Source organism: Shewanella sp. Shew256 (assembly GCF_002196695.1).
Classification (GTDB): domain Bacteria; phylum Pseudomonadota; class Gammaproteobacteria; order Enterobacterales; family Shewanellaceae; genus Shewanella; species Shewanella mangrovisoli.
In genome coordinates this window covers 17,992-31,506 of sequence record NZ_NAJR01000014.1, presented here as the reverse complement: position 1 = coordinate 31,506, position 13,515 = coordinate 17,992, and the positions used below count along the sequence as shown (strand labels likewise).

Sequence of the window (13,515 nt, the reverse complement as noted above, 5' to 3'; positions counted from 1 at the left end):
GATAGGGCTATGCTAACTATCATCAGTGGCTTAGGGATTGGTTTGGCTATGGGCTTTGTGATGCAAAGGGGCAGATTCTGTATGGCGGGAGGGATCCGCGATACCTATCTACAACGTGACTTTACCATGGTGATCGCGATTTTGATTGCCATCAGCATCCAAAGTTTAGGGCTGTTTCTGTTCTATGAGTGGGGCTGGGTTAAATTGCCCGAAGGGCATTTTCCCTGGTTGGCCACCTTAGTGGGTGGAATATTGTTTGGTGTAGGGATGGCTGCAGCGGGAAGTTGCTCTACTGGTGCCTATTACCGTGCAGCCGAAGGATTGGCAGCCAGTGTGATGGCGGTGCTTGGTTTTATTGTTGCCAGTAAATTTGTGCGCCTTGATGAGATGAAGGGGCTTCTTAAGCCTTTGAAACAGCATCAACTTGAGGATCAAACCCTCTATCAAACTTTAGGTGTTTCCCCTTGGGTGATCGTGCTTGCTCTCGTCTCACTCACATTATGGTTGGCATTGAGTTATCTCAAACGCCGCAAACGTCCGGTAGCGCTAATGGCGCCTCGTAAAACGGGGATAGCTCATTGGTTGTTTGAGGCGCGTTGGCATCCTTTTGTAACAGCTCTAATGATTGGTTTGCTAGCGCTGCTGGCTTGGCCAGCCAGCCTTGAGAGCGGTCGGGTTGGTAGCGTGGGGATCAGTGGTCCAAGTGCGCAATTATGGGATCTTATCACCACAGGCAACACTAAGTTTTTTAGTTGGCCTGGATATTTCCTCTTAGGGCTATTTGCCGGTGCCTTCATTGCCGCCCGAGGTAGTGCTGAGCAGCGCTGGCGCTATCCTGGACATAAAGTCGTATTGTTTGGGTTTGTAGGTGGTTTGTTTATGGGAGTAGGCAGTGGGCTTGCTGGTGGCTGTATGCTGGGTAACGCACTGGTTGGTACAGCCTATTTGTCGTGGCAAGGCTGGCTATTTATTCCTGCTATTTTATTGGGTAGTTGGTGCTTTAACTATTTTGCACTACTGAGGCCGATGCGCCTTGCGCAGATTTAATTTCGATAAAGGAGCTGTATATGGAACACTATCTCGACACAACGGGTAAGTTATGCCCTTTTCCTTTAATTGAGTTGCAACGTTTAATCACCAATCTTGAGACCGGTGATAAAGTGGTATTGGATTACGATTGTGGCCAAGCAACTGAAAATATTCCGCGCTGGGCCGCAGAGGCTGGGCATGAAGTTATTCACTTTGCGCAGAAGGGTGATGCTGCTTGGACAATGACGATTCAAAAAGGTTAATTTGTCCTAAAATAAAAAGCGCTGCATTGGCAGCGCTTTTTGATCTTAGCCTTGGCAATCGGCTGGTAGATATTCGTCGGGAATACCGTTACTGCTACATACCCAAGTGACATTATCTTGCTCGTCAACTTGGGGCGACAGATACACCTCATAATCTTGATAATCTCCTAAGGCTTCGCCGGCAACAAAACCAACAATCCCCTCGGAATAAAGGTTAAAGGTGGTTAGCTGCTCATCGCTAAAACCTAGCGGCTCTAACTCGGTCGGCCAAGCTTTATGGTTTTGGTAGTACTGAGTCAGCACCCCGGTAATCGGGGCTAATGATTGATGTAACTGATCGATATGCTCGATTGCCAGTGCGGCATCGGGCACGTTAGCGGGCTCAGAGTCCATTTGCGGGGTGCTGGTGGCGTAGTTGGCATCATCATAGTTAATGCTGGCTGCGCCCGCTTTCTCTTGGTATTCCTTATATGCGGGAATCGCGACCGCAGCGGCCACACCGATAATGGCCGCAAGGATGATAATCCCGCCGCCCGCGGTGCCCATACGTGGCATAAACAGGCTAAAGAGGTAGGCGAATACACTGCGAGAAGGCGCTGCATACATTTTGCCTTGTGCGGTCGCTTGTACTCTTGCCATACGTTTAGTCAGCCATGGATAGCTGCTATTAAGCTCATGGAAGGACATCCAAAATCCGCTCGACTCTTGGGTTTGGCGAATATATTGATCGACATTCATCCGCTTCCACTGCTCAACCCCAGCGGCTAATACGGCAACCGCATTGGTGGCCGAACGTAGGCTATTGCAGCAACGCAGACCGTGCAGGTCGCAGGTGTACTCGCAGGCGCGGGCATAGGCTGCGCCCACTAACGGCAGCCAAGTGGCGAACACTAACAGCGGCTCTTTACCAATATGGTTACGGCGAATATGGCCCAGCTCATGGCCGATATAGAAGTTAAGGGCATCTTTATCGGACTCGAGTGCATCCACGATCGATGAGAACAGCACTATGTAGTTACGACGCAGAAAGCGGGTGGCGAGGGCATTTAGCATGCCATCGGCGGCTAACAGGTAGGCGCGGGGCGGTTCTTTAATCTCTAAACGCTCGCAGCAGGCGAGGTATTGTTTGTGTAAATCGGGGAACTGCTCAGGGCTGATTTCAACCGCCGTACCCTTTAAGTAGCTGATAAACGCCGAGTGGGTGAAGAGGTAAATGATAAAAAACATCAGCACATAAATCAGGGCGAGACCTTTGGTGGCTAAGATCAGCACGGCCCAAATTAGTCCCGAAATAATCGCTAAAATTGCAAACAGTGACTTTTCTTTCGAATAGACGGTATCGGCCATTTGAATGGGGTTGTCGTTCCCTGTGCTAATCGCTTGTTCCATGTTGATCCTTTTCCTAGTGAAATAACAAAGCGGCGTGAAAATAGTCAATTTCACTAGGAAATTCAATCTCTATAACTGGAATAACCGATAATTTACCCTTAAGTGCTAAAAATGGCTTAAGGTGTTAGTACTGCGGTGCCATTTTTTATCGCGTTTTGCGCCAGTTCGTAAACCTGCTTCTCAGCCACATCGGCTAATGCTTGGTGCTCTTCGCCGAGTTGTTCCATCTCTTTACCCATCACTTCCATCGACGCGCCTAGGCTTTCGATTTGCGCGTTAACCTCAGCATCTTTTTCACTTGAGGCGAGATTGATTAAGAGTTTGCTGGTTTCGGCGCTGATGGCATCGCCCTTAACCTGCATTTGTTCACCCAGACGCTGCATCTTCTCGCCTTGGATCTGCATTGGGCGCACCGCCTCTTTTACTTGATTGACTAAGGCCGGATCGGTAATCACATAGCTATTTCCTGCGGTTTTGACCCACAGATAGTCGGTTTGATAAGCATTGCCTTGGCGTTTGAGTTTATTCCAATCTTGGCTCTCACCCGCGCCTATCGTGAGCTCGCCATCTTGGCGTACATAAATCCACGAAAAGTCAGGATAGTTACGGCTATTGATCGAGATTTGGGTGTCGCTAGATGACTGAGTGCTTACCTGTTGGGCTGCCCAAATCCCACAGGGGATGAGCGCGAGGATCAATAAACCGCCGAATACTTTTGTGTGAGTGTTCATAATGCTTCCTTGTATAGGGATAAGTGTGATGACCCACTGACTAGGCAGAATATGTGCCAACTAAATATTCTTTATTTATCAGCATGATAAAAGTTATGTCCGCGTGAGGAGTCTAAAGTGTCCGCATTCTGACTCTAAATGTGTCCGCGCGATTGTCCGTTCAGTGGACACTCTTGGGATAACGTCTGTGGCTGCACTACACTTACTCGAGTTTGTGCAAAGCCGTTAGCTTGTAGCGCTAACATTGGCAGGTATTTGTGGCTAAGTGCTGATTTTTGCTCGCTCCAAGAGGGGGATTGAGCTTAAGTCAGCTTAGGTTAAGCCAAGGTGGCGTTAGCTATGGGCAACAGATAGCCATTGGCAAAAGATAAAGGGAATCACGGGTATGACATTTACCAAGAGAATCAATATGCAAACTGTAGGTGTGGCGGGGCTTTTAGCTGTGGCCTTAAGTGTCCCTGCGATGGCCGCAGAAAAGCCTTCCTTTGACTGTGGCAAGGTTCAGGCAGGCAGTATCGAAGAGCTGGTGTGCCAGGATGCGGGCTTGACTAAGCTCGACCTGCAACTCGCCGAGGTATACGCGCAAGCTGCTGATAAGGCAAAGAATGAGCAACCTCCTATGCTAAAAGCCATGCAGCGGGGCTGGGTCAAAGGCCGTAATGAATGTTGGAAGAGCGAAGATAAACGCGCCTGTGTCGAGTCGAGTTACCAGACGCGGATTGCCGAGCTACAGGCGCAGTATCGCCTCGTGGAAATGACCGGGCCGATATTTTACGCCTGCGACGGTAATCCGGCGAATGAAGTAGTAGTGAGTTACTTTAAGACTGAGCCTGCCACTCTGATAGCCGAACGTGGCGATCAAACTTCCTTGATGTTTGTTCAGCCCAGTGGCAGCGGCGCTAAGTATCAAGGGCGCAACGAGAGTCTGTGGGAACACCATGGCGAAGCCAAAATTGTCTGGGGATACGAAGCGCCAGAAATGACCTGCGTGGTAAAACCTCAGTAAATTTAGAAGTTAACCCCTAAACCTAGGCTGTAGGAAATATCCCGCGAATGCTGCACAGCGGATTTAGTCTCATTGATATCGTATTTAAATGAGAGGTAAATCTGTTGTGTTAGCAGGTATTTAAGTCCAAACGTCGAGTCAGAAATATATTCGATGGTGGGAATATCGGGGAAGGCAATTTGCAAATCCGCATAGGTCTCTAACACGCCGTCGAACCAATATTGCTTGTAGTTAATGGTTGCCGCCCAAGCATTTAGCTCATAAGTAAACACTTGATAATCTAACCAGAAGTGATTGTAGGTGAGTACAAAGTCGAGTTTGTTGCGGTTGACACCCCAAAAACGATAACCCGGACCCAATGCGGCGTAGTAGCTGCGGATATCGAGGTTGAGCTTATCCTCCTGATAATAATCCTCTTGCCGCAGGAACCAATGGTCACTGATCAAATAGTCGAGGCTGTAATGGGCTTCGAGGGTATTACGCTTAGTGGTTTTGTCTTCGGTCTCGTAGCGGACTTCACTCTTGAGGTTATGACGCCAGTTTAAGGTTTCGGCGGTCACATCTCCCTTAGCATGCAGCTTTTGAGTGTTTTTACTGTTATGGGTGACATCAATGGCGGCCTCTACACTGCCGCTGTAGTGCCAGTCCGAGTCACTCAGGAGTTCCGAATAGATTAACTCGCTGATTGGGGTCTGCTGATCGTCTATCAGCACAAAGCTATCTAATTCAGAAGCTTGAACCGTTACCTCTTTGATTGAGCGATTGATGCTCCAGGGCTGTTGCTCACGGGTTTCAAAGCTGCGAACCGCGCTGCGTTCGATAGTGATTTTGGGGGCGTAGCTAGGTTTGATTACCAGATTTTGCTCATCTAGCGCTTTAATCTCACCGGTAATTTTATCGCCATTGTTCAGAAATACCGTATCGGCAATGGCATGGTGACTAACACCACAGAGCCAGAGTGTAAGAGCGAGAGATGAATATCTATTGGGCATCTTGCATCTGGCTCATATGGGGAATAAGGGCATGCTGGCAATTGTAGCTTATTCGTCTGATAACACCCGTTTGTGTTTGTAAGGAATTGAAAGCTAACTCCAATTCCTTACCTCATTCGTCGGATTAGCGCGAGTTAATCTCAGTGATCTTGAGATTAATCAGTTGTTTCTGCCAACGGTTTTTATCGACGCCTTCGACCCAAATCACTGGGCTCTTACGTTGCTCGCCTTTACGTAGGTAGGTTTCTGGCATGCGGAAAATGGCTTCCCAGACTTCCAGTTTTTCGGTTTTGAGCAAGGTGCCATCGTCGGCAAAGAAGCTAGCTTCGACTTCAACTAAGGTCACGTGCTCACCGCTAGTACTGGCAAGCTCGAAAGTCAGGCCGAGTTTATCGCCCTTCCATTGGCTCTCGTTGAAGGTGACTTTAATGCCATCTTTAGCGGTAGAGCCTAAGAGCTCGGGGCGCGCAATGGCGTTTGCGGTTAGTGTGGTGACAGGTTGGGCAGCTTCAATGGCGGGTGTGCTGCTGGCTACTGCTGTGGCCGCTGCGGTTGATGTCACCGCGGTAGTTGGGGCAGCAACTGTGGCAACCGCTGGCGCTGCCGCGACTTTGGTTTCTGTGATGATATATTCCCAAGTGAAGTCATCTTTGAGTCTGACCTGAGCGCCATTCTCTAGGGTGATAGTTGCCACATCGGCGGCCATCACAGATGAAGAGAGCAGCAATAATGAGCTGAGCGCGCTGAGGCGAAATGAACTGGGCATGGTTTCTGGCTCCGATATCCGTCTGAGTCAATATTTTGCCCTAACATAAACAATTTATTGCTATTAAGTCACTGCCTAAGTCGCATTTGTACCAAGAAAGTCGATTTTACTTAAGCACAAATACAGCTTGTGGTTATAAGCTATGGCACTATCAAACCTATTACAGGATTAAATATTGCCACCTAAAGGAGGAGCCTATGTTTTGTCGATACGGATGCTTGCTAGTCTTGTTGTGCAGTGGCGTGGCATTGGCGCAGGATGAGCCCCCTAAAGGCTGTGCTGCTAAGTTAGCGGCAATTGAGGCGCAGCTTGTTGAGGCTAAAGCCGCGGGTAATCAAGCAAAAGCAGAGGGGTTAGATCAGGCACGCCAAGCTGTGCTAACCCACTGTGACGATGACAAGCTATACCAAGAGCGCTTAGCCAAGGTCGAAGCCTTAGAAGCTAAACTCGTCGAACGTCAAAATGAGCTGACAGATGCGATAGCTGCGGGTAAGTCTATGGATAAAATCAATAAAAAACGCCAAAAGGTGGCAGAGGCTCAAGCTGAATTGGAGCAGGCGCAGGCCAAACTTGAGCAATAGCGGCTAGGCCATTTGCTGCTGCGCTATGGATGCAGGACTCAATCTGGCATTTTAAACCGCGATGCGCTTTAAGCTCTTGGCCTCGAATGCTAAAATCGTTTGAAAAATAAATGGTTGTGAAATATTTGTTGCTAGCTTCAATCGTGAGCGCGTCATGCTCTCGCAACCTTATGGCTTTATCTTGGGATGGCTTGATTGGGCAGATAATCCAGCCGTTTCTCTAGGAGTAGATTGTGGATCAAGAAATTCGCCTTGAAATCTCGGGCTGGTTATCGAGTGTCGGGATCGACAGCCAACCGTCCGACAGCATTTCAACGAGCATTATGCTGCTTGCCTGTGTGCTGGTGGCGGCCATTGCCTATTTTATTATGCGCCGTGGGGTGATCCGCGCGGTGAACATGGTGATCCTGCGTTCCAAGGCGACGTGGGACGATGTGTTTATGCGCTATAAAGTGCTCGAAAAGCTGGCGATGTTAGTCCCCGCCATAGTGCTCAACCTGCTAGTGCCCATTACCTTAACCGAGCACCCCGTGCTTAGCAGTTTAGTCGACCGTCTATTGAGTATTTGGTTGGTTATCCTGATGATCCGCGCCATTTACGCTGGGCTCGATGCGGTTAATGAGATTTCCGATGTCAATCTGGTCAGCCGCCGCTTGCCGGTAAAAAGCTTTGTGCAGCTGATTAAACTGTTTCTGTTCTTCGTCGGTCTGATCGTGTCGATTTCCGTACTGGCGGATCAATCCCCCGTGTACTTCCTCAGCGGTTTAGGTGTGGCAACGGGTTTTGTGATGTTAGTGTTCCGCGACACCATTTTGGGCTTTGTGGCCGGCATTCAGCTCGCCGCCAACCGCATGGTGAGCAAGGGCGACTGGATCCAAATGGACAAGTACGGCGCCGACGGTGCGGTGGAGGAAGTGTCCTTAACCACAGTGAAAGTGCGTAACTGGGACAAGACCATCACCATGATCCCCGCCTATGCCTTAGTGTCGGATGCGTTTCGTAACTGGCGTGGTATGTCGGAATCGGGTGGTCGCCGTATCAAGCGTGCGGTCAATATCGATATCAACAGCATTAAGTTTTTATCTGAGGAAGAGCGAAATCGCCTCAGTAAAATCAATTGCTTGAAAGAGTATTTCCCCGCCAAGATCAGCGAGATCCAAGAGTCGAATGCCAAAGTGTCGGATCTGGATATGAAGGTCAACGGCCGCCATCTGACCAACGTCGGCACTTTCCGCGCCTATTTGCAGGAGTACCTGCAACGCCACGATAAAGTGCATAAGGATATGACACTGATGGTGCGCCAATTGGCACCAACTACCGAAGGTTTACCGATAGAGATTTATATCTTTACCAATGACACTCGTTGGGCTTTTTATGAGGCGATACAAGCGGATATCTTCGACCATATCTTTGCCGTATTGCCCGAATTTGGTTTGCAGGCCTTCCAAGCGCCAACGGGCAACGATATCCGCAGTCTAAAATCGGTGAAAGTCGAGGGCTAATCCCGACTGATTAAGATGGCGGCGAGGGTGAGAAACACGCCGCCGCTGGTACGGTCAAACCAATGCAGTTTGTTGCTGACCTTTAGGCTCGGGGCCAGCACATTGGCCATCGAGGCGTACAGCATCACAAAACTAAAATCGACCAGCGCCCAGGTGAGGGCAAGAATCGTCAGTTGCGGCATTTGTGGGGCAGTTAAATCGATAAATTGTGGAAATAACGCCGCAAAAAACAGCAGGTCTTTAGGATTGCTGAACCCTACTAAAAATGCCTGTTTATAGAGTTGCTTAGCTGTGCCTTTTCCTTCGGTTTTCGTCACTTCCAGCTTTTGCCCTTGTTGCTTAGTGAGCAATAGCTTAATGCCCAAAAACACCAGATAGGCGGCGCCGCACCATTTGAGTAGGCTAAAGCCGTATTCCGAGGCGCTGATTATCGCGCCTAATCCTGCCGCCGAAGCCGCCATCAACACCAGCGCGGCGCTGACACTGCCAAGCCCTGTGGCTATGCTGCGTTTTTTACCGAAATGAATGCCGTGGGACATAGACAACATAGCGATAGGCCCGGGGGAAACCCCAATCAACACAATCGCAAAAAGGTAGAGTAACCAAGTTTCGGTCTGCATGTTTTGCTCCGTTATTCCTCAGGCATTAACGTCTGTTGTCTGGCGTATAGTCGGGGATCGTTTTGGGATGACGCCCTTTAATGCTGCGGTAAAAACTGAGGATTTCCGCCATATCTTGCTCGATTTCCCTTGGTTGCAGTGGCGGTTGGATCACCACGGCCTTACGGGCAAAGTCTAAGCCGACTGGCACGATTGGCACCTGCGCCTTGGAAGCGATATGGTAGAAGCCGCATTTCCAGCGAGTCACTGGGCTGCGAGTACCTTCGGGGGCGAGCGCGAGTTTATAGTCGGGTTGGGTGGCAAATAACTGCACGGCAGCATCGACTAAGTTATTGTTTTTACGCCTGTCCACTGGGCTGCCACCGATAGCGCGGAAGAACCAACCCCAAGGCGGAATAAACAATTGATGCTTACCGAGGAAGTGTATGCGGGTGTTTAAGGCGCCGCGGGCGAGCACGCCGATGATAAAGTCCCAATTACTGGTGTGGGGCGCAACAATTACAATGTATTTGGCTTGAGAAGGTAACTGCCCTTGGATTTGCCAGCCTGAAATCTTAAGTAGCCAGCGGCATAAATGTGTAAACATAGTTTGGTGCTCAGAGTCGAAAAATGAATAATATCATCAGCTTTTTTTAATTATAAATCGGCTTTGACAAGATAGTCTGCGCCAATTTGGTTATAGTACAGTCTAACCTGATAGTTGGGGAGCGATACTATGTTGCGACAGGGATTGATGAAAAAACATATTTTACGGTGCCTCGCGGTACTGATGTTGCTGTTTGTTGGGCAGGTGAGTGCAGTGCCGACGGATGACATTGCCCAAATGCTAAAAGGTCAGGAAGATGCGTGGAACCGCGGCGATCTTGACGCTTACATGCAGGGTTATTGGAAGAGCGAACAGCTTAGATTTGTCTCTAATGGAAAGTTTCGTTACGGCTGGGATGAAACCCTTGCCGCCTACAAGAAAAACTATCCGAATAAAGAGGCGCTGGGTGAGCTGAAGTTCACCATCAAAGAAATCAAAATGCTCAGTAACTACGCCGCTATGGTGGTGGGGCGCTGGGATTTAAAGCGGCAAAAGGATGCGCCCACGGGGGTATTTACCCTGCTGGTGGAAAAAATTGATGATCGCTGGGTGATCACTATGGACCACAGTTCGGACTGAACCACTAAAAGTGGGCGAGACAGTCCGGCTCTTTAGGTAATTGCGACGGCAGGGTGAAGTGGAAATCCTGCTGTCCCAGTCGCCGACCCTTACCGTCATATCTTACTTCGGTAAACTGGACTTCCCCTTGGGCATTTTGCAGCAAAATGCTGGTGGAGCGGGTGCCATAGTCGGGGTGACGAATATAAATTGCCGCGAGTCGGCGTTCCCATTCTAGCCCGACGCCCGTGTCGGGTAGCTCGTTATCCTCTGGACGCGAATCATCCTGCATTAACTGAATCAGCGACTCTAGCTCAAGCGGTTCCGATTGTTGGATAAGGGCCTCGAGCGAACGTTGGCCCTTAGCCATTTTCGGCCAAATATCATCGAGCGCGCCATTGCTAATGGCGTGGAATCCTGCCGTGAGTTTTACCGTGTTCCGCTTAAGACTGTTGAAGCAATAGAGGTTGGTGCCTTGGCCAAACACGAGATTAAATGGCTGATAATCTTCGGCGTGCTCCTCAAGCCAATTTGGACAGATAAGCGAACCCGAGCTTAAGGCTTTAATGATCAGTTCGCCGCGACTACGCATCGGCTCTTGGGATTTTTGCGCCACCCTCAGGTTAGTGACTCCCGCAATTTGCCCCTGTTTATTCACCCCAAACCAAGTGCCACCCGCCTGCAAGTCCTTGCCCGCGAGCATATTCTGCTCCGGCGGCCAAAATTGTGCAGGGGCTGTGGGTCTGTGGTGAAACTCATCCCGATTGGCGCAAATGATCAGCGGATACTGGGGGTGAGTTTTAAGGGCGACGAAGAGTATGCACATAACAGGCTAAATTTATCCTAGGAGTAGGATTAACTTAGCCTGTCTGTGAACAAATGAACAGTGCTAGTGATGGTGCTTATTTGCATCGCTATGGCTGTGGCCGCCACTCTGATGAGAGTGTGTATGGCCATGGCCGTGACTATGGGCGGTTTCTGTAGCCGCGGCATGCGCGTGTGCATGATCATGGCCGTGCTTATGACCATGAGTAGCGGGTTTTAACATCATCAGGCGACGTAAGAACTTACGTGGTCCTAGGCGCAGTAAGCTCGCGGCAAATAAACCGGATAGAACCAGCAAGGCGGCCAAATTAATCGCCTCAGGCAAGGTAACCAAGGAGAACCACATAGGTAACTTAAGGGCTGCTACCAGTGATACGGCAATAATAGTCAGCAAAACACCACGCTGCGGCCAGCTCATAAGTTTAAGTTGGGCGATGTTCAGCACGGGCGCAGCAATTAGAGGCAGTATGATGGCAAGTGGGCTCCAGCCGCTGTAGGCAAGGGCAATCGACAGTACTGCTGCGCCTAAATTACAGAAGCGCATAGGTAAAAAGACCAACAAGAGTACGGCAATCTGCAACATAGGATTGCTTAACGGTACCGAAGGATGGCCGATCAGATTGACGAGCACTAGGCTGAGAAGCACCCAAGGGGCGCTGCGATCAACCAGATGGGCAAAGCCAAAGCGCAGCGCATTGTGGGGCAACTTGCTGTGGGGATCGGTTATCTCGACCCGAGCGTGGGCCAGATAAGCACTCATAATAAACACCACGAGTAGCTGGAATAACGCTAACCAAGGGCCGAGCAGTAACGCGGTGAGCACGAGCGCCTCAGGGCCTGCCAAGCGTTGGAACCAACGGCGAGCGAGGCTGTTATCCTGCGGGGTTAAGCCTAACTGGAATCGCAGCGCGGCCGCGGCATAGCTGAGTAAAAGTACCGGCGCTATGGTCATTAGCCAAGTGGTTAGCTGTTCGGTGCTGTGATCGTGGTGAGCATGGTCATGGCCGCCGGAATCCATCAGGAGCAGCACCATCAACAATCCAATCCCCAGTAAACTGCCGATACCAGCCTGATATTCATACTGGCCTTGCTTATCGGTATCGTGTTGACCATGGGGTTGATGCAGCACAACGTGCAGGATTGAGCCTGTCACAAAAGCTTGTAAATAAACGGTATTATCTAAACTGAGCTGGGATAATAATTGCTCGCCCGCGAAATAACCCACGCCAGTGAGTAGCATCATGGCGACTAATACGAGACTTGCCCAACGGGTTCCGACTTGAGGCTTGAGTAACCACCAAATCGCGAGGCCTACGGGCAGTCGATGCAATATCACCCCGAGCGCTAATAGGCTGGAATTGCCATCCTGCTGCGCCAGCACCATAGCGCCGCCATCTGTGATGGTATGCAGTAAAAGACCGCCAATCCCGAGTGACAGGGTGAGATTATGGGTGATTTCCGAGTAGCGATGGAATAAGCGTTCGCTGGCGGTCGGTCCCCAGAGGCCGAGCACGACAAAGACGATGGCCAATAGGCCACCATGCTCGAGCAATTCAGGCAAAATATGGATCAGCACTAGCCCGCCTAAAGAGACGAAGATAAAGCCATCGAGTCCCTTCTGTAAGCCGCTGCCCGATGAAAAGTAGCGATAAAACAGTGGTCCGATTAAGAGTGCGATACAGCTAGCGAGAAGATAGAGCATGGATTCCACGAATTTTGCTGAAAAAACGCCATAGTATACCAGTTGTAATCAAAATGAGCAGCGACTTACTGGCAATTTACTCAAGTGACAATGACCTATCATTGCAGGCGCAGAAATCCCTTTAACGCTCGAGGGCGTAAACTCAGTGCGGCTTGGCATTTGGCGGGGGAAATTGACAATGGCATGCTGGCTTAGGGCCATCATTAGGAATTTTATAGATAATTTTTCACATCTGTAACGCGAAAAGGTTATACAATATCGGCTCATGTTGGCTTGGGTGTTGATAACGTTAAATGGATATATTTTCTGCTGCGGTAATGTTGTTTTTGATCATGGATCCCCTCGGTAATTTACCGATTTTCGCGTCGATTTTAAGGCATATCGACCCGAAAAAACGTCGTAGGGTTTTGATCCGCGAACTGATTTTCGCATTATTGATCATGTTGGCCTTCCTGTATGCCGGCGAAGCCATCCTCAGTTTCTTAAATCTACGTTCCGAGTCAGTCAGTATTGCTGGCGGGATTATCCTATTCCTGATCGCCATTCGAATGATTTTCCCTCAGCCGGGCGGCGTGGTTGGTCTTGCGGCGGGAGAGGAACCCTTTATCGTCCCTATGGCCATTCCATTGATGGCGGGACCATCGATTCTGGCTGCGCTGATTTTACTTGCTCACACCGACAGCTCTCGCATGGGGGACTGGACGATAGCGCTAGTGTCTGCGTGGGGAGCGAGTGCAGTTATCCTAATGTTCTATAAGCTCTTTACCCGTATGTTGGGTGAAAAAGGCCTAACGGCTGTTGAGCGCTTAATGGGCATGGTACTGGTGATGATATCGGTGCAAATGTTCCTCGATGGGGTTTCAAATTATATGAAAACCGCCAGCTAAACCTAGCTTTGTTTTGCAAGAACCGCATTGACGCCCGTTAATGCGGTTTTTTTATGCCTAAGGGGCGATGAGGAGCGT

The 13,515-nt window shown here is 49.7% G+C and carries 15 protein-coding genes; 7 read left to right on the top strand and 8 right to left on the bottom strand.

The window, feature by feature from the left end; all coding sequences use genetic code 11:
• Positions 1 to 9 precede the first annotated feature (9 nt).
• The gene (locus B5P39_RS19920; RefSeq protein WP_217895751.1) at positions 10 to 1,047 is read left to right on the top strand and encodes a YeeE/YedE family protein; all 1,038 of its coding nucleotides are present in this window, start codon (positions 10 to 12) and stop codon (positions 1,045 to 1,047) included.
• Positions 1,048 to 1,067: 20 nt separating this feature from the next.
• Complete coding sequence (locus B5P39_RS19915; RefSeq protein ID WP_086902895.1) at positions 1,068 to 1,292, top strand: sulfurtransferase TusA family protein; 225 nt, start codon at positions 1,068 to 1,070, stop codon at positions 1,290 to 1,292.
• A 45-nt stretch (positions 1,293 to 1,337) separates the two neighbouring features.
• On the opposite strand, the gene B5P39_RS19910 is transcribed toward B5P39_RS19915, so the two are convergent.
• Both B5P39_RS19910 and B5P39_RS19905 read right to left on the bottom strand, forming a co-directional pair.
• A complete protein-coding gene (locus B5P39_RS19910) occupies positions 1,338 to 2,681 on the bottom strand; it encodes a M48 family metallopeptidase (protein ID WP_088212706.1) in 1,344 nt (447 codons plus the stop codon).
• 116 nt (positions 2,682 to 2,797) lie between these two features.
• Positions 2,798 to 3,412: a hypothetical protein gene (locus tag B5P39_RS19905; RefSeq protein WP_088212705.1), complete on the bottom strand. Its 615-nt coding sequence runs from the start codon at positions 3,410 to 3,412 to the stop codon at positions 2,798 to 2,800.
• A 409-nt stretch (positions 3,413 to 3,821) separates the two neighbouring features.
• Here B5P39_RS19905 and B5P39_RS19900 point away from each other — a divergent pair, with 409 nt between their 5' ends.
• Positions 3,822 to 4,418 (top strand): MliC family protein, encoded by a 597-nt coding sequence (locus B5P39_RS19900; protein WP_374905391.1) that lies wholly within the window; start codon positions 3,822 to 3,824, stop codon positions 4,416 to 4,418.
• Between the two features lie 2 nt (positions 4,419 to 4,420).
• Here B5P39_RS19900 and B5P39_RS19895 read toward each other — a convergent pair whose 3' ends face one another.
• Positions 4,421 to 5,410 (bottom strand): DUF481 domain-containing protein, encoded by a 990-nt coding sequence (locus B5P39_RS19895; protein ID WP_088212703.1) that lies wholly within the window; start codon positions 5,408 to 5,410, stop codon positions 4,421 to 4,423.
• 124 nt (positions 5,411 to 5,534) lie between these two features.
• A complete protein-coding gene (locus B5P39_RS19890; RefSeq protein ID WP_088212702.1) occupies positions 5,535 to 6,176 on the bottom strand; it encodes a DUF3157 family protein in 642 nt (213 codons plus the stop codon).
• 197 nt (positions 6,177 to 6,373) lie between these two features.
• On the opposite strand from B5P39_RS19890, the gene B5P39_RS19885 reads away from it, so the two are divergent.
• A complete protein-coding gene (locus B5P39_RS19885) occupies positions 6,374 to 6,757 on the top strand; it encodes a DUF1090 domain-containing protein (protein ID WP_088212701.1) in 384 nt (127 codons plus the stop codon).
• A gap of 233 nt (positions 6,758 to 6,990) precedes the next feature.
• Positions 6,991 to 8,259, top strand: coding sequence for a mechanosensitive ion channel family protein (locus B5P39_RS19880; RefSeq protein WP_011715390.1), 1,269 nt, complete (start codon positions 6,991 to 6,993; stop codon positions 8,257 to 8,259).
• Here B5P39_RS19880 and B5P39_RS19875 read toward each other — a convergent pair.
• Together B5P39_RS19875 and B5P39_RS19870 are read right to left on the bottom strand one after the other, a co-directional pair.
• Entirely contained in the window at positions 8,256 to 8,879 is a 624-nt protein-coding gene (locus tag B5P39_RS19875; RefSeq protein WP_088212700.1) for a LysE family translocator, read from the bottom strand. The genes B5P39_RS19880 and B5P39_RS19875 overlap by 4 nt on opposite strands.
• Before the next feature lie 25 nt (positions 8,880 to 8,904).
• Complete coding sequence (locus B5P39_RS19870; protein ID WP_011715392.1) at positions 8,905 to 9,465, bottom strand: lysophospholipid acyltransferase family protein; 561 nt, start codon at positions 9,463 to 9,465, stop codon at positions 8,905 to 8,907.
• Between the two features lie 129 nt (positions 9,466 to 9,594).
• On the opposite strand from B5P39_RS19870, the gene B5P39_RS19865 reads away from it, so the two are divergent.
• Entirely contained in the window at positions 9,595 to 10,044 is a 450-nt protein-coding gene (locus B5P39_RS19865; RefSeq protein ID WP_088212699.1) for a YybH family protein, read from the top strand.
• Between the two features lie 4 nt (positions 10,045 to 10,048).
• Here B5P39_RS19865 and B5P39_RS19860 read toward each other — a convergent pair whose 3' ends face one another.
• The gene (locus tag B5P39_RS19860; protein ID WP_088212698.1) at positions 10,049 to 10,849 is read right to left on the bottom strand and encodes an NRDE family protein; all 801 of its coding nucleotides are present in this window, start codon (positions 10,847 to 10,849) and stop codon (positions 10,049 to 10,051) included.
• Positions 10,850 to 10,912: 63 nt separating this feature from the next.
• Positions 10,913 to 12,550: a metal transporter gene (locus tag B5P39_RS19855; protein ID WP_088212697.1), complete on the bottom strand. Its 1,638-nt coding sequence runs from the start codon at positions 12,548 to 12,550 to the stop codon at positions 10,913 to 10,915.
• Between the two features lie 293 nt (positions 12,551 to 12,843).
• On the opposite strand from B5P39_RS19855, the gene B5P39_RS19850 reads away from it, so the two are divergent.
• Positions 12,844 to 13,437 (top strand): YhgN family NAAT transporter, encoded by a 594-nt coding sequence (locus B5P39_RS19850; protein ID WP_011715396.1) that lies wholly within the window; start codon positions 12,844 to 12,846, stop codon positions 13,435 to 13,437.
• The last annotated feature ends 78 nt before the right edge of the window (positions 13,438 to 13,515 follow it).

Bases quoted from the DNA above. Each gene is read 5' to 3' on its own strand.
- B5P39_RS19920 (WP_217895751.1), top strand. From the start codon at position 10: ATGCTAACTATCATCAGTGGCTTAGGGATTGGTTTGGCTATGGGCTTT.
- B5P39_RS19915 (WP_086902895.1), top strand. From the start codon at position 1,068: ATGGAACACTATCTCGACACAACGGGTAAGTTATGCCCTTTTCCTTTA.
- B5P39_RS19910 (WP_088212706.1), bottom strand. From the start codon at position 2,681: ATGGAACAAGCGATTAGCACAGGGAACGACAACCCCATTCAAATGGCC.
- B5P39_RS19905 (WP_088212705.1), bottom strand. From the start codon at position 3,412: ATGAACACTCACACAAAAGTATTCGGCGGTTTATTGATCCTCGCGCTC.
- B5P39_RS19900 (WP_374905391.1), top strand. From the start codon at position 3,822: ATGCAAACTGTAGGTGTGGCGGGGCTTTTAGCTGTGGCCTTAAGTGTC.
- B5P39_RS19895 (WP_088212703.1), bottom strand. From the start codon at position 5,410: ATGCCCAATAGATATTCATCTCTCGCTCTTACACTCTGGCTCTGTGGT.
- B5P39_RS19890 (WP_088212702.1), bottom strand. From the start codon at position 6,176: ATGCCCAGTTCATTTCGCCTCAGCGCGCTCAGCTCATTATTGCTGCTC.
- B5P39_RS19885 (WP_088212701.1), top strand. From the start codon at position 6,374: ATGTTTTGTCGATACGGATGCTTGCTAGTCTTGTTGTGCAGTGGCGTG.
- B5P39_RS19875 (WP_088212700.1), bottom strand. From the start codon at position 8,879: ATGCAGACCGAAACTTGGTTACTCTACCTTTTTGCGATTGTGTTGATT.
- B5P39_RS19870 (WP_011715392.1), bottom strand. From the start codon at position 9,465: ATGTTTACACATTTATGCCGCTGGCTACTTAAGATTTCAGGCTGGCAA.
- B5P39_RS19865 (WP_088212699.1), top strand. From the start codon at position 9,595: ATGTTGCGACAGGGATTGATGAAAAAACATATTTTACGGTGCCTCGCG.
- B5P39_RS19860 (WP_088212698.1), bottom strand. From the start codon at position 10,849: ATGTGCATACTCTTCGTCGCCCTTAAAACTCACCCCCAGTATCCGCTG.
- B5P39_RS19855 (WP_088212697.1), bottom strand. From the start codon at position 12,550: ATGCTCTATCTTCTCGCTAGCTGTATCGCACTCTTAATCGGACCACTG.
- B5P39_RS19850 (WP_011715396.1), top strand. From the start codon at position 12,844: ATGGATATATTTTCTGCTGCGGTAATGTTGTTTTTGATCATGGATCCC.